Annotated in this window: 23 protein-coding genes; 17 read left to right on the top strand and 6 right to left on the bottom strand. The window is 57.6% G+C overall.

Annotated elements, in window-relative coordinates; translation table 11 throughout:
- Positions 1 to 167: 167 nt before the first annotated feature.
- The 12 genes from AC0L8N_RS06360 to AC0L8N_RS06305 all read left to right on the top strand — a co-directional run bounded on the left by AC0L8N_RS06360 (position 168) and on the right by AC0L8N_RS06305 (position 13,339).
- A complete protein-coding gene (locus AC0L8N_RS06360) occupies positions 168 to 1,856 on the top strand; it encodes an amidohydrolase (RefSeq protein ID WP_473666731.1) in 1,689 nt (562 codons plus the stop codon).
- 1 nt (position 1,857) lies between these two features.
- Entirely contained in the window at positions 1,858 to 3,585 is a 1,728-nt protein-coding gene (locus AC0L8N_RS06355; RefSeq protein ID WP_473666730.1) for an amidohydrolase, read from the top strand.
- Between the two features lie 91 nt (positions 3,586 to 3,676).
- Positions 3,677 to 4,600, top strand: a complete 924-nt coding sequence (locus AC0L8N_RS06350; protein ID WP_473666728.1) for a hypothetical protein — start codon at positions 3,677 to 3,679, stop codon at positions 4,598 to 4,600.
- Positions 4,601 to 4,615: 15 nt separating this feature from the next.
- Complete coding sequence (locus AC0L8N_RS06345) at positions 4,616 to 5,167, top strand: RNA polymerase sigma factor (RefSeq protein ID WP_473666727.1); 552 nt, start codon at positions 4,616 to 4,618, stop codon at positions 5,165 to 5,167.
- Positions 5,160 to 5,561: a hypothetical protein gene (locus AC0L8N_RS06340; RefSeq protein WP_473666726.1), complete on the top strand. Its 402-nt coding sequence runs from the start codon at positions 5,160 to 5,162 to the stop codon at positions 5,559 to 5,561. The genes AC0L8N_RS06345 and AC0L8N_RS06340 overlap by 8 nt, the downstream gene beginning before the upstream one ends.
- Before the next feature lie 328 nt (positions 5,562 to 5,889).
- Complete coding sequence (locus AC0L8N_RS06335; RefSeq protein WP_473666725.1) at positions 5,890 to 7,242, top strand: c-type cytochrome; 1,353 nt, start codon at positions 5,890 to 5,892, stop codon at positions 7,240 to 7,242.
- A gap of 59 nt (positions 7,243 to 7,301) precedes the next feature.
- On the top strand, positions 7,302 to 9,053 hold the full coding sequence (locus tag AC0L8N_RS06330; protein ID WP_473666724.1) for a cytochrome c oxidase subunit I: 1,752 nt from the start codon (positions 7,302 to 7,304) through the stop codon (positions 9,051 to 9,053).
- 32 nt (positions 9,054 to 9,085) lie between these two features.
- A complete protein-coding gene (locus AC0L8N_RS06325) occupies positions 9,086 to 9,751 on the top strand; it encodes a cytochrome c oxidase subunit 3 (RefSeq protein ID WP_473666723.1) in 666 nt (221 codons plus the stop codon).
- 13 nt (positions 9,752 to 9,764) lie between these two features.
- Positions 9,765 to 10,442, top strand: a complete 678-nt coding sequence (locus tag AC0L8N_RS06320) for a heme-copper oxidase subunit III family protein (protein ID WP_473666722.1) — start codon at positions 9,765 to 9,767, stop codon at positions 10,440 to 10,442.
- A gap of 22 nt (positions 10,443 to 10,464) precedes the next feature.
- Positions 10,465 to 10,809, top strand: coding sequence for a cytochrome C oxidase subunit IV family protein (locus AC0L8N_RS06315; protein WP_473666721.1), 345 nt, complete (start codon positions 10,465 to 10,467; stop codon positions 10,807 to 10,809).
- Positions 10,810 to 10,911: 102 nt separating this feature from the next.
- Entirely contained in the window at positions 10,912 to 12,108 is a 1,197-nt protein-coding gene (locus AC0L8N_RS06310) for a NupC/NupG family nucleoside CNT transporter (RefSeq protein WP_473670063.1), read from the top strand.
- Between the two features lie 25 nt (positions 12,109 to 12,133).
- Positions 12,134 to 13,339, top strand: coding sequence for a phosphopentomutase (locus AC0L8N_RS06305; protein WP_473666720.1), 1,206 nt, complete (start codon positions 12,134 to 12,136; stop codon positions 13,337 to 13,339).
- A 39-nt stretch (positions 13,340 to 13,378) separates the two neighbouring features.
- On the opposite strand, the gene AC0L8N_RS06300 is transcribed toward AC0L8N_RS06305, so the two are convergent.
- From AC0L8N_RS06300 to AC0L8N_RS06285, 4 genes are read right to left on the bottom strand one after another with little or no spacing between them, the layout of a single operon-like run.
- Positions 13,379 to 13,708, bottom strand: coding sequence for a hypothetical protein (locus tag AC0L8N_RS06300; protein WP_473666719.1), 330 nt, complete (start codon positions 13,706 to 13,708; stop codon positions 13,379 to 13,381).
- On the bottom strand, positions 13,708 to 14,079 hold the full coding sequence (locus AC0L8N_RS06295) for a cupin domain-containing protein (RefSeq protein WP_473666718.1): 372 nt from the start codon (positions 14,077 to 14,079) through the stop codon (positions 13,708 to 13,710). The genes AC0L8N_RS06300 and AC0L8N_RS06295 overlap by 1 nt, the downstream gene beginning before the upstream one ends.
- A gap of 19 nt (positions 14,080 to 14,098) precedes the next feature.
- Positions 14,099 to 14,896, bottom strand: a complete 798-nt coding sequence (locus tag AC0L8N_RS06290) for a bestrophin-like domain (protein WP_473666717.1) — start codon at positions 14,894 to 14,896, stop codon at positions 14,099 to 14,101.
- A 60-nt stretch (positions 14,897 to 14,956) separates the two neighbouring features.
- Positions 14,957 to 16,447 (bottom strand): amidohydrolase family protein, encoded by a 1,491-nt coding sequence (locus AC0L8N_RS06285; protein ID WP_473666716.1) that lies wholly within the window; start codon positions 16,445 to 16,447, stop codon positions 14,957 to 14,959.
- Between the two features lie 113 nt (positions 16,448 to 16,560).
- Between AC0L8N_RS06285 and add the strand changes: the two genes are divergently transcribed.
- From add to AC0L8N_RS06260, 5 genes are all read left to right on the top strand, one after another.
- Positions 16,561 to 17,556 (top strand): adenosine deaminase, encoded by a 996-nt coding sequence (gene add / locus AC0L8N_RS06280; RefSeq protein ID WP_473666715.1) that lies wholly within the window; start codon positions 16,561 to 16,563, stop codon positions 17,554 to 17,556.
- Between the two features lie 93 nt (positions 17,557 to 17,649).
- Entirely contained in the window at positions 17,650 to 18,552 is a 903-nt protein-coding gene (locus AC0L8N_RS06275; RefSeq protein ID WP_473666714.1) for a phytanoyl-CoA dioxygenase family protein, read from the top strand.
- Positions 18,553 to 18,573: 21 nt separating this feature from the next.
- The gene (deoA, locus tag AC0L8N_RS06270) at positions 18,574 to 19,884 is read left to right on the top strand and encodes a thymidine phosphorylase (RefSeq protein WP_473666713.1); all 1,311 of its coding nucleotides are present in this window, start codon (positions 18,574 to 18,576) and stop codon (positions 19,882 to 19,884) included.
- A gap of 105 nt (positions 19,885 to 19,989) precedes the next feature.
- Complete coding sequence (locus AC0L8N_RS06265; protein ID WP_473666712.1) at positions 19,990 to 21,216, top strand: NupC/NupG family nucleoside CNT transporter; 1,227 nt, start codon at positions 19,990 to 19,992, stop codon at positions 21,214 to 21,216.
- A 76-nt stretch (positions 21,217 to 21,292) separates the two neighbouring features.
- Positions 21,293 to 22,153, top strand: a complete 861-nt coding sequence (locus AC0L8N_RS06260; RefSeq protein WP_473666711.1) for a ribokinase — start codon at positions 21,293 to 21,295, stop codon at positions 22,151 to 22,153.
- 3 nt (positions 22,154 to 22,156) lie between these two features.
- Here AC0L8N_RS06260 and AC0L8N_RS06255 read toward each other — a convergent pair whose 3' ends face one another.
- On the bottom strand, positions 22,157 to 22,552 hold the full coding sequence (locus AC0L8N_RS06255; RefSeq protein WP_473666710.1) for a cytidine deaminase: 396 nt from the start codon (positions 22,550 to 22,552) through the stop codon (positions 22,157 to 22,159).
- Positions 22,549 to 23,355, bottom strand: coding sequence for an HAD family acid phosphatase (locus AC0L8N_RS06250; RefSeq protein WP_473666709.1), 807 nt, complete (start codon positions 23,353 to 23,355; stop codon positions 22,549 to 22,551). Before AC0L8N_RS06250 ends, AC0L8N_RS06255 begins: the two co-directional genes overlap by 4 nt.
- Positions 23,356 to 23,646: the final 291 nt, after the last annotated feature.

Below are 23,646 nucleotides of genomic sequence, written 5' to 3'. Positions count from 1 at the left end.
CTCGTCACTGCGTGAGACAGGCAGCCTGACCCGCCTTGTGAGTAAGTGTCGGCGCGTCTAGTATCGAGCGGCATCCGAGCGCTGGTCGAAGCGTGCCCGATACGTTACTGCGGTCGTTGTCTGTGACAGGACCGCATCGCGTTGCACTGAATCCGAAGGGGAAATTCATGGCGAAATTCACACGACGACGGTTTCTCGGTACCGGTAGCGCGCTGCCTTTCGGACTCGGGCTTGCGGGTGCTACGAGAGCGGCTCAGGCGGCCGCTCCTGCGGGCAACGCCGATCTGATTGTGACTGGCGGCAAGATTTACACAATGAATTCGTCACAGCCACGTGCCGAAGCTCTCGCGATTCGCGGTGATCGCTTGCTGGCAGTTGGCAGCAACGACGACATACTGGCTTATGCAACCGCCGCGACAAAACGTATAGACGCGCGCGGCCTGACGATTACGCCCGGCTTCATCGATGCGCACAGTCATCCTTTGTTCGGCGAAGAGGCGCTGGGCGTCAACGTGAACCTGCCACGCATCGCCGATGTTAAAGAAGCGCTGGCGAGGCAAGCGGCGAAGACGCCGCCCGGTCACTGGGTGCGTGGCGTAATGTACGACGACACCAAGTTCGAAGAAGAACGGGCACTCAATCGTCGTGACATCGATGAAGTTGTGCGCGATCACCCGGTGTTTGTTGGTCACCGTGGCGGGCATACGGGTGTCGTCAATTCGAAAGCCTTCGAGATTGCAGGCGTCACCATCGATACGCCGGACCCGACCGGTGGCAAGTACTTTCGTGAGGATGGTGAACTTAGCGGCAAGATCGCGGAACACGCGCTCGATGTATTTCGTAAGGTCGGCACCTGGCCGACGATGGATCGCGACGTGCGTCAGGCGTCAGCCAAAGTCGCAACGGCAAACATGGCGGCGTCCGGTTTGACATCGACCACTGACGCCTATGGCAACGCGGACAACATGCGTGCCTATCAGGATGCGCTTGCCGCCGGTGAACTGAACTGCCGCGTGTCCTTCATGCCGGGCGGCAACAGCGAAATGTTTCAGGGTCTGAAAGCGGCAGGCATTCGGTCTGGCTTCGGCGACGACATGATTCGGATCGGTGCGGTGAAGTACTCCGCAGACGGTTCGGCGTCCGAGCGCACGATGAGCATGAGCACGCCGTACCAAGGGCAGCCGGACAACTTCGGCATCCTGACCATGACCCAGGAGCAGATTGACGAAGCTGTGGATGACGCGGTAGCGCACGATTTTCGCGTTGGTATTCATGCGAACGGTGATGTCGCGATTGACATGGTGCTAAAAGCATATGAGCGCGTGCTTGCCGGTCATGCCGGTCAGAATCCGCGGCATCGTATCGAGCATTGCTCGCTGATTAATGACGATCTGTTGCGAAGAATTCGCTCGACGGGTGTCGTGCCAGCGCCTTTCTATACCTACATTTATTACCACGGCAACAAGTGGCTCGACTACGGCGAAGAAAAAATGCAGTCGATGTTTGCGCACCGCAGTTTTCTGGATGCCGGCATTCCCGTAGCGCCGGCCTCGGATTTTACGCCCGGTCCCTACGAGCCGATGATGGCCTTGCAAAGCATGGTGACGCGAACTGATACGCGCGGTCGAGTGTGGGGCGCGAATCAACGCGTGTCAGTGACCGAGGCGTTGCGAATCTGTACGGTGCATGGTGCCTACGCCTCTTTCGAGGAAAACAGCAAAGGCTCGCTTGAGCCCGGTAAGCTGGCAGACTTTGTCCTGCTGGCTGAAGATCCGCACGAGGTCGATGCCGGCCGTTTAGTTGATATACCCATAATTCGTACGGTCATGGGCGGCCGTACCACGTACGAGGCCTGATATGACCGACCGCTATTTCTGCCGTTACTTGTTGTCTGCCATTTTGCTGTCCGTTCTGGTGCTCGCCGGTTGCGGTGATGCCGCAACCGACCCCGATGCGGCGGACCGGGTTTTCGTAAATGCGCGGGTCTATACCGTCAACGATGAGCAACCGTGGGCTGAGGCGGTTGCTGTCCGTGATGACCGGATCATCTATGTTGGTGATAACGCTGGCGCTGAAGCGTTGACCGGGAAGCAGACTGAAGTACACGATCTGGCCGGAAAGCTGTTGCTGCCAGGTTTTATCGATTCGCACATGCACCCGATCGGTGGCGGGGCTTACGCCAAAGCGTTGTCGTTGAATACCTATGGCGAGGTCGACGAATGGGTCGCTGCCATCGGCGAATTCGCCGAGGCCAATCCCGATGCACCGCTGATCTTCGGTTACGGTTTTCTTGCCAGCACATTTGGCCCGAACGGTCCCACCCGGCAGATGATTGATGGCGTGGTGCCGGATCGCCCCGTGCTGATCATGGACGAAGGCTTTCACGGCGCATGGGCCAACAGCCTGGCGCTCGAGTTGCTGAACATCACCCAGGATACCCAGGACCCGGCGCCCGGTTTCAGTTACTACAAGCGCGATGCGAACGGAGATGCGACCGGTTACTTACTGGAAGGCACCGCGGGCATGGCGATGGACGGCCTCAATGCCGTAACGACCGATACCGTGGTCGAAGGGACAGCCTACGTGTTTGATGTGCTCAATAAGTACGGCGTGACTTCCGTGTTCGACGCGGGCGCTGGTGGTTACGCTGAGGAACTGCCTGACATACTGTCGCGCCTTGAGAAAGCCGGTGACATGACGGTGCGTATTGTTGGCGTCTACCGACCGGGTGGCCCCAAGGACGTCGCTGATGCAGTAAGCCGGGCGAAAGAGTGGGGCGCGACGATTAAGGGTGAGCGCTATCATTACCGCGGACTTAAGATCATGGACGACGGTACGGTTGAAGGTCGTACCGCGGCAATGTTTGAGGACTACCAGGGCGAACCCGGCAACAGCGGTGAAACCGTTTACACCCAGGACGAGATGAATGAAATGGTGGTGGGTGCTGCCGCAGCCAATATCGATGTGCACATACATGCGTTAGGTGAGCGTGCCGTTCACGAAGCATTGAATGCGATAGAGGTAGCGCAGGAGCGCTATGCCGACAGCCAGTCGCGGTATGCCATCTGCCATATTCAGGTGATTACCGATCAGGATCTGCCGCGTTTTGCCGAGCTGGGGGTCTTCGCGCAGAGTACGCCGCTCTGGGCGTCCTACGATACCTACGGTGAGCAGTTCGTCAGCGAAGACCAGTTCCAGCGCTACTGGCGTTTCAAGAGTCTCGCTGATCTCGGCGTCGCGCTGAGTTTTGGCAGCGACTTCCCGGCGAGTGGCGCGGGGATGCTCGGGATGTCACCGCTGTTTCAAATCGAGATTGGCCATACGCGACAAAGTGCCGGTGAACCGGATGCACCGGTACAGCCTCGGGAGTCGGAGCGGTTAAGCGTCGCCGAACTGGTCCGCGGCTTTACGATAGACGCGGCGCAGCAGATGCATATCGATGATGAGGTCGGTTCGATCCGGACCGGCAAGAAAGCGGATCTTATTGTTCTGGACCAGAATATTTTCGAAGTGGAGCCGTATTCGATCCACAAGACGGAAGTACTGCTGACCCTGATGGACGGTGAGGTGGTCTGGCAGCAATAAAGCGGATGGGTAACTCTTTTCCGGCAGGTGTAACCTTTTGCTGCCGGCGAGACTATAAGCCTGCAGACACTCACCATTTGCGGGACATACGATGACCATCCACAAGGTATTTCTTACTTTCCTGGCGATTGCCCTGGCTTACAGTTCGCCGGTTGCCGCTGTCGACAGCGACGACCTGCCGGGCGACACGATCTGGTACTTGCACGCTGATCTGGCCGGTATGCGGAGCAGCGAATCCGGCCGCGAACTGTATCGCTGGCTCGACGGCGAAGTATTCGTCGAGGTCAATGAAGAGACCGGCATTGATATTGGCCGTGAGCTGGAACGGGTGACGGCATACTCTGCCGTCGGACCGGGTGTCACCATCGTGCTCGAAGGCGCGCTCAGCCAGGAGACCAAAGACAAGCTCATGGCGATGGTGGCGTTGCAGGGTGATTTCGATCCGCGGGAACACCGTGGCAAGGCGTACTTTTTCGCTGGCGACAATGACGCTGAACCGAATACCGGTGACCTGCTTGGCAACCTTCAGGATGCGGCGTTCTTCAGTTTTGCGGTGCCGAACAAAGTGCTTGTGTCGTCCTCCGAAGGTCAGATGCAGGAGCTGTTGCAAAGCGGTGGCAAGATCGTTGGCAGTGGCGGCCACAAAGGCGCGTTGTTCGTGATGACCGCGGACAAGAGTTTTGTGCAGGCAGGGATGCGCGCAGAGCACTTCGCCACCGATGATGATGACTGGAATTCGAACATCCTCCGCAATACCGAACAGGCCGCCTTGCTGGTGGCAGATCGAGGCGGTTTGCTGGCAGTGGAAGCGCAGCTGAAGTCGACCGATGCAATGATGGCACGCTCGATCAGCAGCGTGATCAATGGCCTGATCGGATTGCAGGCATTCAACAGCGATATCGATCCGCAGATTCAGTCCATGATTAGCAACACCAAGGTGAGCGTGGCCGATGCGGTGCTGAGCGTCAGTACGGTGTTCGATCCGGCTTTGCTTGTGCAATTGTTGTCGGACTGACTGCAACTGCTGCAGGTGCACAGTGACGAACAATTGGCGGCCGATGCTCAGCAAGGTAACGCGGAGGCGTATGCCGAACTGGTTACGCGCTATCAGCAACGCCTGTTCCGGTTCCTGCAAACGCGTTGCGCCAGTCGCGCCGACGCGGAAGATGCATTGCAGGAGGCCTTCGTCGATGCCTGGCGTTATCTGCACAGTTACAATTCGCACTGGCGATTCAGTACCTGGCTTTACCGTATTGCGCTACGTCGGGCAGCGCGGCAACGCGGTGACGTTGCGGCAGGTGAGCAGGAGCAGGTCGATGAAAGCGCGGATCCGCTGGCCGCATGCATGGCCGCGGACGAGCGCGAGAATCTTTGGCGCACAGCGCGCCGACTGCTCAGTGAAGATGCTGTGACCGCCCTGTGGCTGCACAGTGTGGAGGGAATGACGGTCAAGGACATTGCGCGGACATTGCAACGTACATTGCCCTGGACCAAAGTCAGCCTCATGCGTTCGCGGCGGCGCTTGCGAACGGCGATGACGGCACAGGAGGCGGGACGCCCCGAGAGTGAGGCCTATGGATAAGCTTGACCAACAACTGGCGCAGGATGCGGCAGCCATCGATGCAGAGCTGCCGGACGCCTGGCGCCAGCGCCTGGATGCGCAGTGGCGGGAGTCCCGACCTGCAGCGGCCGCCAACCGGTCGCGACCACAATGGCGCGCTGTGCGTTATGCCGGACTGGTTGCGGGTCTGGTTGGCCTGGTTGTCGCCATCACCGTATTCCTGCGCGCACCCACAGTCGAGGAGCTGCAGTTGGCCACAGTGCCGCCGTATACGCAGGAAGCGGTCAGGCCGTTGCCACTTGAGGTTGAGCCGGTGGACCTGACCCAACCGTTACAGCAGGAACTGCTTAATCTGCAAGCCGACGTTGAAAAGGCCCGGCAGTCCATAGAGCGCGATTTGCTGCGCTCCTTTTAGCGAAGAACTCGGCCGAATTTTATCGGGGCGCGACGATGTCGCAAGCGTACCGTTCACGCGCGTTGCCCCACCGTGCAGTCTTCCAGTGGAAATCAAATTCCGATTCCTCTATTCTGCGTGCTGGAATCAGTCCGTCCGTTTCAAATACGAACGCGGCAGTCAGACATTCCGGGAATTACAAATGACGGTTTGCCAAGACAACCGCGAACAGGGGATAAGCAAGACTACGACCGAACAAAGAACAACGGCGCGCTGACCAGATAGAGCGGCATTCACCTATTGCCGTCCACAAAAATCCGCACGGTCACGAACAAAGGATGCGACAGGTATGCCTTTAGCAGTAGTGTTGATTCTGTTAGTAGTGGGTTCGCTCGTCTTTCATTTCCTGAGCCCCTGGACCTTTACGCCGCTCGCCTCGAACTGGGGCGCGATCGATTTCACGATCGATATCACCTTCGTCGTTACCGGATTCGTCTTCGTTGCCGTGAACCTGTTCATGGCCTGGTGCGTCATCAGGTACCGCGCCAAAGCTGGCAGCAAGGCGAACTACGAACCCGAAAACCAAAAGCTGGAGTGGATACTGACAGTTGTGACGACCGTGCTGGTCGCTGCGATGTTGGCGCCCGGACTCTTCGTCTGGGCCAGTTTCGTCAAAGTCCCCGACAATGCGATTGAGATCGAAGCGATTGGTCAGCAATGGCATTGGAGTTATCGGCTGCCGGGTGACGATGGCGAGTTCGGCAACGTGCACAATTCCTTCGTTACTGCAGACAATCCGTTTGGTATGGACGCGGATGACCCCAACGGACTCGATGACATTCTGGTTTCGAGTGCCGAGGTGCATGTACCTGTTGGTACCCCGGTCAAGTTCAATCTGCGTTCCAAAGACGTTCTGCACGATTTCGCAGTTGCCCAGTTCCGGGTCAAAATGGATCTCGTGCCGGGCATGATCACCTACATGTGGCTGACACCAACGGTGAACGGCCGTTACGAACTGTTGTGTGAAGAGCTTTGCGGTATCGCTCATTACGCGATGCGCGGCGCCGTGGTCGTTGAAGACAAGGCGGACTATCTGGCGTGGGTGGACACCCACCCGACTTATGCGGAAACACTGGCGGTTGCAGCGGGTAATGCGACGGTGGGTCAGGCGCAGTACGCCGTTTGCGCCGCCTGTCATGGTCAGCAAGGCGAGGGTGTTGTCGCGATGAACGGGCCAAAACTTGCCGGGCAGAGTGCGTGGTATCTCAGCAGCCAGATCAAGGCATTCAAGGCCGGGTTGCGCGGCAGCCATGAAGACGATGTCTACGGGCGACAAATGGCGCCGATGGCCGCGATCCTGGCAAACGATACGGCCATCAACAACGTGATCGCGCACATACAGAATCTGCCGGACACCGCGCCGGCGGCAACGGTTGAAGGCAACCCGGCTGCCGGCGAAAAACTCTACACCGTTTGTTCGTATTGTCATGGCCCGGACGGGCAGGGTTATCAGACCATGAACGCGCCACGCCTCGCCGGTATGAGCGACTGGTACCTCGCGCGACAGCTGGAGCATTTCCGCAACGGGGTACGCGGCGGACATCCGCAGGATTACTACGGCATGCAGATGGGTTTCATGTCACAGGTATTGCAGGACGAACAAAAATTGAATGACGTTGTTGCTTACATCAATACTTTGTAAGCAGACGGAGACAGATGCCAGGCAAGCGATAAACAAGTAAACACTACGAGGAATGCCAGATGGCTTACGTTGCAATCGCAGATCGTGATCACGAGATCGAGCACCACGATCCGCAGACTTTCATTACGAAATACGTCTGGAGCCAGGACCACAAGGTCATTGCCATCCAGTACGGTATGACGGCCGTTTTCGTCGGCCTGGTTGCACTTTGCCTGTCCGTAATGATGCGACTGCAGCTCGGCTTTCCCGATAATTTTTCGTTCATTACGCCTGAAAGCTATTATCAGTTCGTCACCATGCACGGCATGATCATGGTGATTTATTTGCTCACTGCCCTGTTCCTCGGTGGTTTCGGCAACTACCTGATTCCGCTAATGGTCGGTTCGCGCGACATGGTCTTCCCGTACCTCAACATGTTGAGCTTCTGGGTGTACCTGTTGTCCGTCATTATCTTGCTCGCCAGTTTTTTTGTGCCGGGCGGCGCGACGGGTGCGGGTTGGACCTTGTACCCACCGCAGGCGATATCGGCAGGTACGCCGGGTGTTGAATGGGGCATCATCCTGATGCTGGTGTCGTTGGTGGTGTTCATCGTGGCGTTCACGATGGGTGGCCTTAACTACATAACCACGGTGCTGCAGGCACGCTGCCGCGGCATGACGCTGATGCGTTTGCCCTTGTCGGTGTGGGGCATCTTCATGGCGACAATACTTGGCTTGCTGGCGTTTCCGGCTCTCTTAGTCAGCGCGTTGATGATGTTGCTGGATAAAACCATCCTCACCAGTTTCTTCATGCCCGCGATGATCGCGGCTGGCGAGCAGGTGGAACATACTGGTGGGACGCCGATTCTGTTCCAGCACCTGTTCTGGTTCTTCGGTCATCCGGAGGTGTACATCGTTGCGCTGCCGGCCTTCGGTATCGTGTCGGACTTACTGGCGACACACGCGCGCAAGAACATCTTCGGCTATCGCATGATGGTCTGGGCAATTCTGGCCATCGGCGGGCTGAGCTTTATCGTCTGGGCGCATCATATGTACGTCAGCGGCATGAATCCGTATTTCGGTTTCTTCTTTGCAACCACTACGCTGATTATCGCGGTGCCTACGGCGCTCAAGGTTTACAACTGGGTGTTGACGCTGTGGCAGGGCAACATTCACCTGCGCGTGCCAATGCTGTTTGCCATCGGCTTTATATTTACGTTCATACACGGCGGTTTGACCGGCATTTTCCTGGGTAACGTCGTTGTCGATCTGCCGCTGTCGGACACTTACTTCGTCGTCGCCCACTTCCATATGGTGATGGGCGTATCGCCTATTCTCGTGGTGTTCGGCGCGATCTATCACTGGTACCCGAAGATTACCGGGCGCATGTTCAATGAAACACTGGGCCGCTGGCATTTCTGGCTGACCTTCCTCGGTACCTATTCCATCTACCTGCCGATGCATTACCTTGGTTTTCTTGGTGTGCCGCGACGGTACTTCGCGATGGGCAATACTGACTTCATGCCGGAATCTGCGCACGATCTGAACGCGGCGATCACCATCTCGGCGATCATTGTTGCGCTGACCCAGGTTCTGTTCTTTATCAACATATTCTGGAGCCTGAAACACGGCAAGAAAGCGAGCGGCAATCCGTGGGGCGCGACCACACTGGAATGGCAAACGCCGGACACGCCGCCGAAGCACGGTAACTGGGGGCATGATCTGCCAGAAGTGCATCGCTGGGCTTACGACTACAGCGTGCCGGGCCAGGAACAGGACTTCACGCCGCAAAACGTGCCGGCCAGCGTTGTTCCGGTTGGCTCTGAACACTAAGCAATCACGTACCCGGAATCAGGCCTGAACTCATGACAATTACACTGGTTTTTCTTGCTGCGATCATGGCAACCGTGATTGGCTGGCTCTTGCGCCAGACGCTGGGTACGCAACCCTGGGTGTCCAGTGCCGCAGATGATGCGGTCAGCGGCAACTCGCTGGAAACCAACGCCAAGACCATCGGCCTGACCACGTTTCTTGCGGTGGCGACATCGTTGTTTGCCTTGTTTATCAGTGCCTACACGATTCGCATGCGCATGGGCGCTGACTGGGTCCCGCTGACCGAGCCGCAATTGCTTTGGGTCAACTCAGGTTTTCTGGTGCTGTCGAGTATCGCGTATCACTGGACCCGCAATGCGGCAGTGGCAGGCCGCAGTGCGCGACTGAAACCCGGCCTGCTCTTGGCTGGCACGTTCACGCTGCTCTTTCTGATCGGACAACTCACTGCCTGGCGCGGTCTTTATACGACGGGTGTCACGGTCAATGGCAATCCGGCGAATGCCTTTTTCTATCTGCTGACGGCACTGCACGGGCTTCATCTGCTGGGTGGCGTCTGGGTCTGGGCGCGGTCATTGATCCGTGTGTTTGGCGGCGCAGATGCGGACAGTGTCAGATTGAGTGTTGAGCTTTGCACGGTGTACTGGCACTACCTGTTGCTGGTTTGGATCGTACTGTTCGGGCTGCTGTTAACAACCTGATAAGGAATAGAACATGTCGGAAGCTGCGTTGAGTACTACCGCGGAAGGATCAGGAGTCGTTCAGGACTTCTCTGCCGACAAGCAGGCGTTCCACGTGCCGTGGGGCAAGGCAATGATGTGGATATTCCTGCTGTCCGATACGTTTATCTTCAGTTGCTTCCTCGTTGGTTACATGACTGTGCGTATGTCGGCGGCCGATCCATGGCCGATTCCCAGCGAAGTCTTCGCGCTCAGTTTCGGTGGCGACCCGATTCCACTTGTCCTGATAGCCATCATGACCTTCATCCTCATCACCTCGAGCGGCACGATGGCGATGGCGGTCAACATGGGCTATCGCAAAGACCGCAAACGAACTTTCTGGCTCATGATTGCAACCGCAGTGCTGGGCGCCAGTTTCGTTGGTATGCAGGCATTCGAGTGGACCAAGTTGATTGTCGACGAAGGCGTCCGGCCGTGGGCCAACCCCATGGGTGCAGCGCAATTCGGCTCGAGTTTCTTCATGATCACGGGTTTTCACGGTCTGCACGTTACTGGCGGAGTCATCTATTTGCTGGTGATTGCGTTCCGGGTCAAGAACGGTTTCTACGAGAAGCGTGGCGGTAATTACGAGATCGTCGAAATTGTCGGGCTGTACTGGCATTTCGTTGATCTCGTCTGGGTATTCATTTTCGCTTTCTTCTATCTCTGGTAATTGTCGACAGGAGTTGTTTTCCATGGCGCAAGAAGATCAACAACATCCGCTGGCGATCTACTTCTGGATATGGGGGTTGCTGTTCGTCGTCAGCACCTTGTCCTATATGGTCGACTACATCGGCTATCAGGGGTACCTGCGCTGGACACTGATACTCGTGTTCATGTTCATCAAGGCGGGTTTCATCACCGCTATTTTCATGCACATGAAATGGGAGAGAAGGGCATTGCAGCTCGCCATTCTGGTACCGCCGGTGGCAATTCTGGTGTTGATCGGGCTTATGTCACTGGAGGCGGATTACACGTTCCTTACCCGCATCGAGTTCTTCGGTGAAAGTAGCTTCGTTCCGGAAAGTTTGCACCACTAACGGCGCCAGACGCCGTATCATGGAAATCGTCGGACAGGCTTACGCTGTCCGGCGATTTTTTTTTGACCGAGCGGGGATAAGCACTTGATAGCACTACTTGGCATGGTGGCGCTGCTGATGATCGCAGTCGTGTTGTCTACAGACCGGCGCGCGATCAATCTGCGTACCGTAGGTATCGCCTTTTTTTTGCAGGTCAGCATTGCTGGCCTGATCATGTACGTGCCGTCAGGGCGCAGTGCATTGCAGTGGGTCGTAAACGGTGTTCAACACGTTATTAACTATGGCAATGACGGCATCGTTTTCGTGTTCGGCAGTAAGACCGCCGAGAGTCTGGGCTTTACTATCGCTCTGAATGTACTGCCGGTCATCGTGTTTTTCTCAGCGCTAATGTCGCTACTTTATTACCTTGGCATCATGCAGCGCGTCGTTGGCACGCTGGGTGGTTTGCTGCACAAACTGCTCCGTACCAGCGAAACGGAGTCGATGTCGGCTGTATCCAATATATTCGTAGGTCATACAGAAGCGCCGCTGGTCGTAAAGCCCTATCTCGCGCGAATGAGTGACTCAGAATTGTTCGCCGTGATGACCGGTGGCTGCGCCACGATCGCGGGTGCCGTAATGGCCGGCTACGCGGCCATGGGTGTGGACCTCAAATACCTGATTACCGCAAGTTTCATGGCTGCGCCCGGTGGTTTGCTCATGGCCAAGTTGATGATGCCGGAAACGTCAGCGGCGGCAGAGCGGTTCGACCCGGCCGAGACCGGCGACGACGAGCGCGCGGTTAACGTGTTCGAGGCTATCGGCAACGGAGCTGCAACCGGGCTGACACTGGCGCTCAACGTCGGTGCCATGCTGCTGGCTTTCGTTGCAATGATTGCCCTGTTGAACGGTTTGTTGGGTGGCATAGGCGGCTGGTTCGGGTTCGAGGACCTCACACTGCAATTCCTGCTCGGCAAATTGTTCGCGCCCATCGCCTATCTGCTGGGCGTGCCCTGGGACGAGGCGAACGTTGCCGGCAGCCTGATCGGCCAGAAAATGGTGATCAACGAATTCTACGCGTACGCCAATTTCGTGCAGCTCAAAGAAACGCTCTCAGCGCAAACGCAGGTGATAATCACCTTCGCCTTGTGCGGCTTCGCCAATCTGGCGTCTATTGCCATATTGCTGGGTGGGCTGGGCAGTATCGTACCCTCAAGGCGCCGTGACATCGCCCGGTTTGGGCTCCGTGCGGTTATTGGGGGTACACTAGCCAACTTGATGAGCGCGTCGCTGGCAGGTCTGTTCTACTCGCTGCAATAGGCGCGCGGCCAACACAGGAGAGACCATGGCTAGGGCCATCATTCTGGTACTGGACTCCTTTGGGATTGGTGCCACAGCAGATGCCGACAAGTTCGGCGATGTTGGCGCTAATACACTGGGAAGTATCGCGAAGTTCCATTTGGAAACGACGGGCAAGGCGCTCCGCCTGCCGAACCTCGCGCGCCTGGGCTTACTGCACGCTGCCCGTGACAGTGCCGGTGCGTTCCCCGCTGGCACGGAAACCAACGTCGATATCATTGGCGCCTACGGCCATGCCGCGGAACTGTCGAGTGGCAAAGACACGCCAAGCGGGCACTGGGAGATTGCCGGTGTACCCGTGTTGTTCGAATGGGGCTATTTCACCGAGTTGACGAATACTTTCCCAACCGAATTGCTGGATGCGCTGGTTGCTCAGGCTGAGCTGCCCGGTTACCTCGGCAATTGCCATTCTTCGGGTACGACCATCATTGCCGAACTCGGCGAAGAGCATATGCGCTCCGGCAAGCCGATTTTCTATACCTCAGCAGACAGCGTGTTTCAGATTGCGGCCCACGAGGAGAGCTTCGGTCTCGAGCGTTTGTACGCGTTGTGCGACATCGCCCGCAAGCTGGTTGATGAATACAACATCGGTCGAATCATCGCCCGGCCGTTCATCGGCACCGACAGCAGCAACTTTGTCCGTACCGGCAATCGCCGGGATCTGACCACGCCGCCACCAGCGCCGACAGTGCTGGACAAGCTCGCTGAATCGGGCGGTGAAGTGATCAGCATCGGCAAGATCAGCGATATCTACGCGCATCAGGGCATCACCAAAAAGATCAAGGCGACTGGCAACGCGGCATTGTTCGATGCGACCCTGGCGGCTCTGCCGGAGGCGTCGGATCGTTCGATCGTGTTTACCAACTTCGTCGACTTCGACATGCTCTATGGTCATCGCCGCGACGCCAAGGGTTACGCGGAAGCGCTGGAGTACTTCGACGCGCGATTGCCCGAGTTGCTGGCTGAAATGAAAGACGATGACTTATTGCTCATCTGTGCTGACCATGGCTGCGATCCTGCCTGGCCAGGGTCTGACCACACCCGCGAGCACATTCCCGTGCTTGCTTACGGTGCGGCGGTAACGCCCGGTTCCCTGGGCCTGCGCGATACATTTGCTGATATCGGTCAGAGTCTCGCGACGTTCTTTGATCTCGAGAAAATGGACTACGGCACGAGTTTTCTGAAGTCTTAGCCGGACGCTGCTGATCGTCTGCTCATCCGCGGACAATGGCTATTTGACGTGGCCAGGATGTTCACAGGTGTTGTTGTGGCAAACGGCGGGGATAGGCATACGATCCTGTTCGCTGTCGCGATCGCAGGGTGCGATTTCGCCAATACTCTCAACCTGCTGTCGTGCCCAGTCCTGATACACCAGCGAATAGTTCGAGTTGACGGCGGTGTGTTTGCAATAGGCATCCTGAACAGCAATGCATTCGAAGCGGCTGTCACACTGGAACCATTCTGCAGACCACACGATAGGTTCGTCCGGTGTCGTGTTGCTTGCGCAGCTGGCCGAAAACAATGCTGTTGCGGCGAGCCCGGCTATTCTCAAGGCTTTCATCAGATCCACTCCTGATCTTCGATTGCAACGGTCTGTGCCGTCCGCTGCGTACCAGTGTGCAGTGTACTCTTCGGCTCGATCAGAAGTATTTCAGCGCCGTGAACAGCAACGGGCCGGTGCAGTACGCCGCGTGGGACAACAAAGCATTCGCCCGGGTCGAGCGCCACCACGCGGTCCTGCAGGTGGATGTCCAGATGACCACTGACCACCATGAAGAACTCGTCTTCGTGTTCATGACTGTGCCAGTCAAGTTCACCCAGCCCCTTCGCCAGCTTGACGTACTGGCCGTTCATTTCGGCAACGATCTTCGGTGACCAGACGTCATCAAAGCAGGAGAGCTTTTCGTGCAGGGCGAATTTCTCCATAGTCATACCGGCTGCTGCTGACCCATCAGGGGCTCGCGCGCACGCTGGTGGGCTGCAGTAGTTTGGTCAGACTGCTCTGGTCGATTTCGATAACGCCGCGCCGTGGCCGGTCAAGGTCGATAATGATAAATACCAGCATGACAATGAGCGTCACCATGGCAACCATGGACAGGGGTGGCCGGCCACCGTGTGCGCCAGAGGTAATGCCGACGATCGTGCTGACCATGACAAAAGTCAGGAACAGCAGGAACAGCACCGCTTCCGGTACGTGGCGGGCCAAAGCCGCGTCGCGCCTGCCATAGGAGTCGAACATCTCATTCAAGGACTGCAGATACAGGCCTGTCGTGATAGGTCGGTCATCAACCAGCAGGGCACGTTGCACCTGCGACCACAGGTCGGCCTGGACCTGTTCGGAGCGGGCGAGCAGTTCGTCGCGTTCGTCATGATGGTCGAGCGAGATTCCGGCTGAGCGTACCCGCAGTTCGAGGTAGTTCTGCAGGCTGGAAGTGGCGTCAGCCGACACGGCGGTATCGAGTACGCTGGCCCGTAGCAGGGCTGTGCCTATCGCGTTGGCTTCATCCACGACGGCTTTGCTGCGATCATCAAAGCGCTGCAAAGCCAGTGAGAACGTGAAGCCCAGTAACAATGCCAGCAGGCCTAGCAGTGAACCTTGCACGGCATTCAGCTGGCTTCGTTGTCCGTCGCCTATGCGTTCCTGCCATCTATTGCCGCCGCGGAAGCCGAGCTCCAGCCCGACCACCATTGCCGCCAGCAAGAGAAGACAAATCAAAATGCTGCTGTGGTCGTACATCAGTTCATCCATAGTTTTGTGAGCTCCGATTTTACACGGCTGCGGACACGATCGATGGCACCAGGCCCCGGGCTACTTGTTTGCATTCCGCTCTGCAAGTGCCTGCTGAATACGGGTTGCAAGCTCCGTCGCTTCACGCTTGATTCGTGCCGTATCGAGGGTCAGAAAGCGGCCCTCGAGCATCAATACCTGGCCGTCGACCACCGTGGCGACAACATCCTGTTCGTCAGCCACAAACACGAGGTGCGATATGACATCGTAAGTGGGAACAAAGTGCACGTCATCGAAAGACACCTGGATAAGGTCTGCGCGCAGGCCCGGTCGCAATTCGCCAATGCGGCCGGCAAGGCCGATCGCCTCGGCACCGCCCCGGGTTGCCATCGTCAGTACGGTTTCTGCTGACAACGCCTCGGGATCCATGCGATCCACTTTTTGCAGGAACGAGGCCAGTCGCATCTCCTCCCACATGTCGAGGTCATTATTGCTTGCCGCGCCGTCAGTACCGAGTCCAACGTGCACGCCTGCGCGCAGCATCTCGGTCACGGGCGCGATACCCGAGGCGATCTTCATGTTTGAGGTCGGGTTGTGAATTACGCCAACACCCCGTTCGGCGAGGATTGGAATTTCCGCGGCTGTCGGCCAGACCACGTGGGCACCAATAGTGGGTCCATCAAAAAAGCCGATGCTGTCCATAAATTCGATGCTCGTGCTTCCGTAGGTGTCCTTGGAGTACTGCACTTCATAGGGCGACTCGGACAAATGGATGCTGATACCGACGCCGGCGTCGTTCGCTGCGGCGCGGGTTGCCTGCAATTGTTCGGCATTGGTCGTGTAGTTCGCGTGCGGACCGAAAATGGGTGTGATCCGGCCGTTGCGGTCCTTCCAGCGATTGACGAATTCCAGGCCTTTTTCGATTCCGTCGCTGGCGCCCTCGGCGTCCGGGCTGCGCTGGCCGATGACGGTCGTCGAAATCAGTGCGCGCATGCCGCAGCGATCCACGACGTCGGCAATCGTATCGGGGTAGTAATACATATCGACGAACGTGGTTGTGCCGCCGCGAATCATTTCCCAGCAGGCAAGCTCGGTGCCGATACGGACAAATTCGGAATCAACGAACTGGACTTCTGCTGGAAATATGTAGTTGGTCAGCCAGTCCATCAAGGCCAGATCATCAGCGAGGCCCCGCAGCAGAGTCATTGCGGCATGGGAATGGCCGTTGATAAGTCCGGGCATGACGACCCGGTTATCGGCATTCAAACGCTCTTTGGCAATGTATTGTGCATCGATGTCGGCAGCAGGCCCGACGGCGAGTATGACTCCGTCATCAACAGCCACAGCGCCGTCGACAATGACCGTGCCGGCAGTATCCATCGTGACTACGTACTTGCCAGCGACAATCAGGTCGATGGCGTTTTCGTTGTCGCTGGCCGTCTGTGCAGTCGAGACCTGCTCAGCAGGCGCGGCCTGGTTGCGGTCTTCACCACTACAGGCGGTCAGGATAAATGCTGTGGAAATCGGGATAAGCCATTGAAAGGTCTTACTAAATCGGAACTTCTTAAGCATAGTGGATTCCTAACTGCCGTGCGCCGACGATCGCAAAGAAGGTATTCTAACCCGTGCCACCTGAAGCGCTACCCGGTAGCGTCAGTACCCACCCTGCGGAGTATGCGCGCCCGATGAAAGTTGCTGAGATTCCGAAAGTCGAGTTGCATTGCCATCTCGAAGCCTGCTTTCGCACCCGGACGGTTATGGAGATCGGCAAGTCACTGGGCATCGACATGCCGACTGATCCGCAGCGTTTTCATAACGACTGGTTGCTTACCCGGCCGCTCGAAAATTTGCAGGTCGCACTGGAACGGTTCGTCGATATTCAGCGAATCTGGTGCAACGAAGAAGTCATTGAGCGACTTACCTTCGAGGCTTGTGAAGATGCCCGGGCACAGAATATCCGCATCATGGAGTTTCGCTATTCACCGGACTTCATCGCGGCCGGCAAGCCGGGTTTGACGTTCGATAAGATTCACGGCGCGATACTGCGCGGCCTCGCCCGTGCTAAGCATCCGTCGCTGGCTGTAGGACTTATCGGCATTGTGCAGAAAACTTTGCCGCTAAAGGATGCAGCACGCACGGTTGCCTTCATGGCTGAGCATGCAAACAGTTTTGTCGGAATTGATTTTGCTGATCGCGATACCCACCCACTCGATGCTTATCGGCCGCTGGTTGATATCGCCCGACGCGCTGGGTTGCGGCTGACAGTACATGCGGGCGAAGAGCCCGGTAGTGCTCAGCAGGTGCAGGATTCGATCAACATGCTCGGTGCTGAAAGGATCGGCCACGGCATTCACATCATCGACAATCCTGCCATCCTGCAACTCGTACGTGACAACGGTGTTGTGCTTGAGGTCTGTCCGACCAGCAATTGGCTGACGAGCTCGGTGAATTCTACAGCGGAACACCCGATCCGACGGCTGCAGAATGCGGGAATCAAGGTCACGGTCAATTCGGATGACCCAAGTCTGTTCGGTATCGACCTCACTCACGAATACCGCTTGTTAGCCCGGGAGCACGGGTACACCGAAGATGAATTTGCGGCGTGCAACGATCAGGCAGCTGCCGCCAGTTTTATCAGCGCCGAACGGCGTGCGGCAGTCTGGCCACCGGTACGGGCTTGACGGCAATATGACCTCAACGACAACAAGTGTTCGGCCCCGAATGGCGTATGCGTGCTTATTGCGCCGCAGAGTTGATTCCTATACTAATGCGCCATGGCCCTGAACTCTGAATCGACAATCAGTGCATTGCCGCGCTACACCGCCCCCGTCGATGGCTACCTGACCGATGAGATGCTGGCGGCCTACCGCATGGCAGGCGTCTTGATTCTCGAAGACTTCGTTTCGATAACGCAATGCGCAGAGCTGCGCGACCGGGCGCTGCAGCTTGTTTCACACTTTGATCCGGCAAGTGTCCGCAGCGTGTTCTCGACTACCGACCAAACGCAGCTTGATGACACCTTTTTTATCGACTCAGGAGACAAAATCCGATTCTTCCTGGAGAGTGATGCGTTTGCCGAAGATGGCCAGCTTCGGCAAGCCAAAGAACACTGCCTCAATAAAATGGGGCATGCGATGCACGACCTTGATCCGTTGTTTCAACGCTTCTCGCACACGGAAAAACTGGCGATGTTGAGCGACAGTTTGGGGATGACCGACCCGGCCATTATTCAGTCGATGTATATTTTCAAGCCGCCACGAATCGGTGGGGAAGTGGTTTGTCACCAGGATTCAACGTACCTGTACACAGAGCCCGAGTCTTGCACCGGTTTCTGGTTTGCACTTGAAGACGCTACTGTGGACAACGGCTGCATGTACTTTATACCGGGCGAACACAAAGGGTCGCTAAAGAAGCGCAACTTCCGGGTAAGTGCAACGCAACTCAGAACCGATACACTTGACGCTACGCCATGGCCGGAAGAGCGTAAGCTACCGGCCGAAGCCAAGGCGGGTGCGCTGGTTATTTTCGATGGTCGTGCGCCGCACCTCAGCGGCCCCAATCATTCCGCAGCGTCGCGCCATGCTTACACCCTGCACGCAATTGACAGGCGTTGTGACTATCCCGCAGACAACTGGCTGCAGCGCCCGGCAACTCTGCCGTTGCGCGGCTTTCGCTAAGGAACCTCATGCTATTCACAAATGTCATTCGAAAAAAAACGCGACGGCGGCGAATTGTCGGCGGAAGAAATTCAGTTCCTGGTTGACGGACTTGCCGACGGTTCTTTGCCGGCAGAGCAGGTCTCGGCGCTGGCGATGGCCATCTTTCTGAATTCAATGTCATTCGACGAAGCGGGATTGCTCACGATTGCGATGGCGCAATCGGGCAGCGTGCTTGAGTGGCAGGATGCTGGCCTGAACGGGCCGGTAGTTGACAAACATTCGACCGGCGGTGTCGGTGACAAAGTCAGTTTTCTGCTCGCACCGATCGCGGCAGCCTGCGGTTGCTATGTGCCGATGATTTCAGGCCGCGGCCTCGGTCACACAGGCGGAACGACGGACAAAGCCGAGAGTATCCCTGGCTATCAGGCAACGCCGGACTTCGCATTGTTTCGCAAGGTAGTGGCGTCTGTGGGGTGCGCGATCATTGGCCAGACAGCGGACCTTGCGCCAGCCGATCGACGTTTGTACGCCATTCGTGATGTCACGGCCACGGTGGAATCGGTGCCATTGATTACGGCATCGATATTGTCCAAGAAAATTGCGGCTGGCCTCGATGGTCTGGTTATGGACGTCAAGGTCGGCAGCGGCGCATTCATGCAGTCCATGTCGCGCGCGGAAGAGCTGTCGCGTTCAATAATTGGCACGGCGGCTCGCGCGGGCCTCAAGACTCACGCCGTCATCACCGACATGAACGAGGTTCTCGGCTACACGGCCGGCAATGCGCTGGAAATCGCGGAGTCGGTACGCTATCTGCGCAATGAAGGAGCTGAGGCGAGGCTGGACGAAGTTGTTCGTGCGCTGACTTCCCAGATGTTGCTTCTGACCGGCGTCGAACATGATGCCGCCAGCGCCGTGAAACGCGTCGATGACGCAATTCGCTCCGGTGCGGCCGCCGAACGCTTCGCGCGCATGGTTGCCGAACTTGGCGGGCCAGCTGACTTCATTGACCGGTTCGAACATCACCTGCCGACAGCGCCATTTATTCAACCCGTTTATCTCGAGCAGGCAGGCTATCTGCATAGCATGGATACCCACGCCATTGGCAACGCGATCATTGAGCTGGGTGGCGGACGCCGGGTGCTGGGTGAGGCGCTCGATCTGGCGGTCGGCTTTTCCGATTTCCTGCAGATAGGTGACGCCATCGACAGGGAACATCCGGTCGCGATGGTCCATGCGTCAACCGCGGAGAAAGCAGCACAGGCCATTCAGCAGGTACGTGCAGCTGCTGTCGTTTCACCGGAACCACCCGAGGCCCGAGCGGTCGTCTGCCGAACGATCGACGCGGCATGACCTGCCACCCGGCAGCGGTTATCCTGTTCACTGCCGCCCGTTAGTCAGGCGGTATCCGGGAACAATAGTTAACAAAGCCGGGACCGAACCTGGCAGGGGGCAGCTATGTTAGAGAACTGGATCGGCATCGTGGGCATCGTCTTCATTCTGGCGATTGCTGTTCTCCTGTCCACTAACCGGCGCGCGATCAACTTTCGTGTTGTTGGCGCTGCCCTGGCACTACAAATTGTCGTTGCCGCTTTCGTCCTGTATTCGGAGTGGGGAAAGCTCGTTATCCTTACACTGAGCGATGGCGTACAGACCGTTATCGACTACTCGAAAGCGGGTATCGACATGGTGTTCGGACCGCTGGCCGGGGATGTGGTTGGCTTCAGTTTTGCCATCAACGTCTTGCCCACCATAATTTTCTTCTCTGCCCTGATGTCGGTGCTCTATCACCTGCGGATCATGCAGTGGGTGGTAAAGCTGGTAGGCGGCGGTCTGCGCTGGGTAATCGGCACCGGACCCGTGGAGTCACTCAACGCGGCGGCCAATATTTTCGTTGGTCAGACCGAGGCGCCGCTCGTCATCAAGCCGTACTTGCGTAACCTCACGGAGCCGCAGCTTTTTGCGGTCATGGTGTCCGGCGTTGCGTCGGTCGCCGGTACAGTGCTTGCTGGCTACGTGTTCATGGGCGCCGAACTCAAATACCTGTTGGCGGCCAGCTTCATGGCGGCACCCGGTGGTTTGCTGATGGCGAAGATTCTGATGCCGGATACCGAAGACGCGGCGATAAGCAACGCCAACCACAAGCTGAAAATGGAAGAAAGCAAGCACGCGAATGTCATTCTCGCCGCCGCAGTGGGCACGAGTGACGGGCTGAGACTCGCCGTAAACATCGGGGCGATGTTGGTAGCGTTTGTCGCATTGATTGCTTTGTTCAACGGCATCGTCGGCGGCATTGCTGGCTGGTTCGGTTTCGAGGGCATTACGCTGCAGCTATTGCTCGGAAAATTGTTCCAGCCGCTGATGTTCCTGTTGAGTGTGCCGTGGGACGAAGCGGAATTGTCGGGGGCCTTGTTCGGCGAAAAGTTGATACTCAACGAATTCGTCGCCTTCAGTCATCTTAACGACTACCTCGCGGGTGCCAGCGAACGCACGGTAGCGGTGACGACTTTCGCGTTGTGTGGTTTTGCGAACTTATCGTCAATCGCTATCCTGCTCGGAGGTTTGGGCAGTCTGGTACCGGAAAAGCGTGAACTCATAGCACGCTTTGGACTGCGCGCGGTTGCTGCCGGGTCACTGTCCAATTTGCTCAGTGCGGCGCTCGCCGGACTTCTTTTAAGCTTCTGATATTAATGAAAAAAATGGTGACTTCGCGTTTTCGGTGCCGCGTTGGCCAGGTGGCTGTTGCTGAGCTCGCCAACGGATGAGTGCGCGAGCTACGCGGATCGTCGTTGTGGGGTCCGTGAATCTTGACCTGATCGCTCGTGTCGCGCGCTTGCCGAAGGCGGGTGAAACAATAACCAACGGTCAACTGGCACGATCGCCGGGCGGCAAAGGCGCGAACCAGGCTCTCGCTGCTCGCCGCCTTGGGGCGGATGTCAGCCTGCTTGCCTGCGTCGGCAATGACGCCATGGCCGATGAGGCACTGGCGTTGCTGCGTGCCGGGGCTGTCGATCTCTCTGGCGTCATCGTTGATTCCAGTTACGCGACAGGCGTTGCGTTGATTGCCGTTGACGACAACGGCGAGAATCAGATTGTCGTCGCGCCCGGCGCCAATCGCCGATTGTTCGCCGACAAACTGCAACTGCCAAAGGCTGACGCACTGATCTGTCAGCTGGAGGTGCCGGTTGAAACGCTGGCCGCCATTGCGGGCAGTTTTGAAGGTTTCTTGTGCGTTAATCTTGCGCCGGTGACGGCAGTGCCGGAGGCCGTATTGCAGCGTGCTGACTTGATGGTGGTCAACGAAGGCGAAGCGAAACACTACGGTGACCTCTTGCGCCGACTGAGCGGATTGGTCGCGACGACCCTTGGCAGCCGCGGCGCTGTTCTCTACCGTCAAGGAGAGGTCGTGGCAACGTCGACAGCGCCAGAGGTAACGCCGATTGATACCACAGGCGCCGGCGATTGTTTTACCGCCGCACTGACGCTGGGACTTGCGGAGGGCCGGGAGGCTGGCGAGGCTCTGCGGTTCGCATGCGCGGCTGCCGCTGTCTCAACCACCGGGCAAGGTGCGCAGGCCGCATTGCCAAGCCGCGACGCCGCCCTGGCATTGCTTGCGAGCTAGGAATTATTCGTTGAGGCGAAACGACGCCGGCAACAACTCACTCATTGAATAACTGACGACGTCTCCGGACTCATCCAACAGCAGGATGCGGGTGTCTTCGTTGGCAAACTCGGCGATACGTTGCCGGCAGCCACCGCATGGCGTGCAGGTTTCCAGTACAGTGCGGCCGCCAACGGCGGCAATAGCTGCAATGCTCTTGCCACCGGCTGCAATCATTGCGCTGATAGCACCTGCTTCGCCGCAGGAGCCGAGCGGGAAAGACGAGTTTTCTACATTGCAGCCGACGTGCAGTTTTCCGGACTCGTCCAGCAGCGCTGCACCCACGTAGAAACCGGAATAGGGCGCGTAGGCGCGTTCCCGAACCGTGCTGGCAGCGTCAATCAGGTCCTGATCGTTCATTGGGAGAGAACCGTGGTCCAGGAACCGTGCATCGGGTTCGGCAATATGTACCAGCCGTTGCCCCAGTATTCACGATGCTGCGCTGTCGCGCGTTGTCGGCTCTGTGCGGTGGCGCCTGACGTACAGGGGCTGACGGCACGGCGCCGGGAACAGGGGATGAAGTCACCGAGATCGTCTCCGATCAGCATGATGACGCGGTAGTTTTTTGCGATTTCATCACGCCGGTTTTTCTTTTCTCTGTTCCAGGCAGGCCTTTCATCCGACAGCATGACGAATTCTTCTGTTACCGGAATTCCGGCTTCGACTACGTCCTGGGTGGAGACGGCTTTTTGCGGGCATGCTTCGCCCGTGGACTCGTCTCTGATGCACGGTCGATTGGTGACGAAAAACAGTTCCACACCCATGGCGCGCGCTTTCGCGGCGAACTCGGCGACGCCTGGTATGCCAGTTGCTCTGTTGGCGGCGTTCCACGCATTGAGTTTTTCGTCGCTGAACGGTGGGACCAGAACCAATTGAAAATCCGCATTGGTCACGACTGTTTCATCGACATCGAAAATAATCGCCGGTGGCAGGTCTTCGGCGTTGGTCTGATCGGGCAACGCGCTCCAGGAACGGTCGTTGACCTTGGCGGCGAGGTCGTCACCCGCATTGCGATAAATCTGCGCGGCGACTGCTTCGAATTCGGCGGACTGCTGAACCCACCAGATGCCTGGGTGTGAATACGGTTCTGGCTCGGCCAGTGGTGCGGTAGCGCAGCCGCTCGCGACGATGGCAGCGGTGCCTATGGCGAGCGCCCGTTTCATTATTTCTCTCATAGTGCGGCAGGTCTCCACGCGAGGTTGTGCAAGCGGTGTTGGGTGTGCAGTTGTTCAGGTTAGCATGGCGCTGGCGAGCGCGGCCAGCAACCGTCAGTGCTGCAATAGCCGCCTGTTCCGGCGGCGATCCCGCAGGCCTGTGGCCCGGGTCCGACGCAGCGCCGCTCACACGTCATGCTACGCGTATCGTATGCCGGATTGCACTCGCTACTCCGGCACGCAATCGCTATTCGCCGGGGGCGCGGGCACAATTCACGACTATTGGAATTGTATTCAGCG

This window comes from Woeseia sp. D3-10 (genome assembly GCF_055809415.1).
This window is presented reverse-complemented; position numbering and strand designations above follow the sequence as displayed.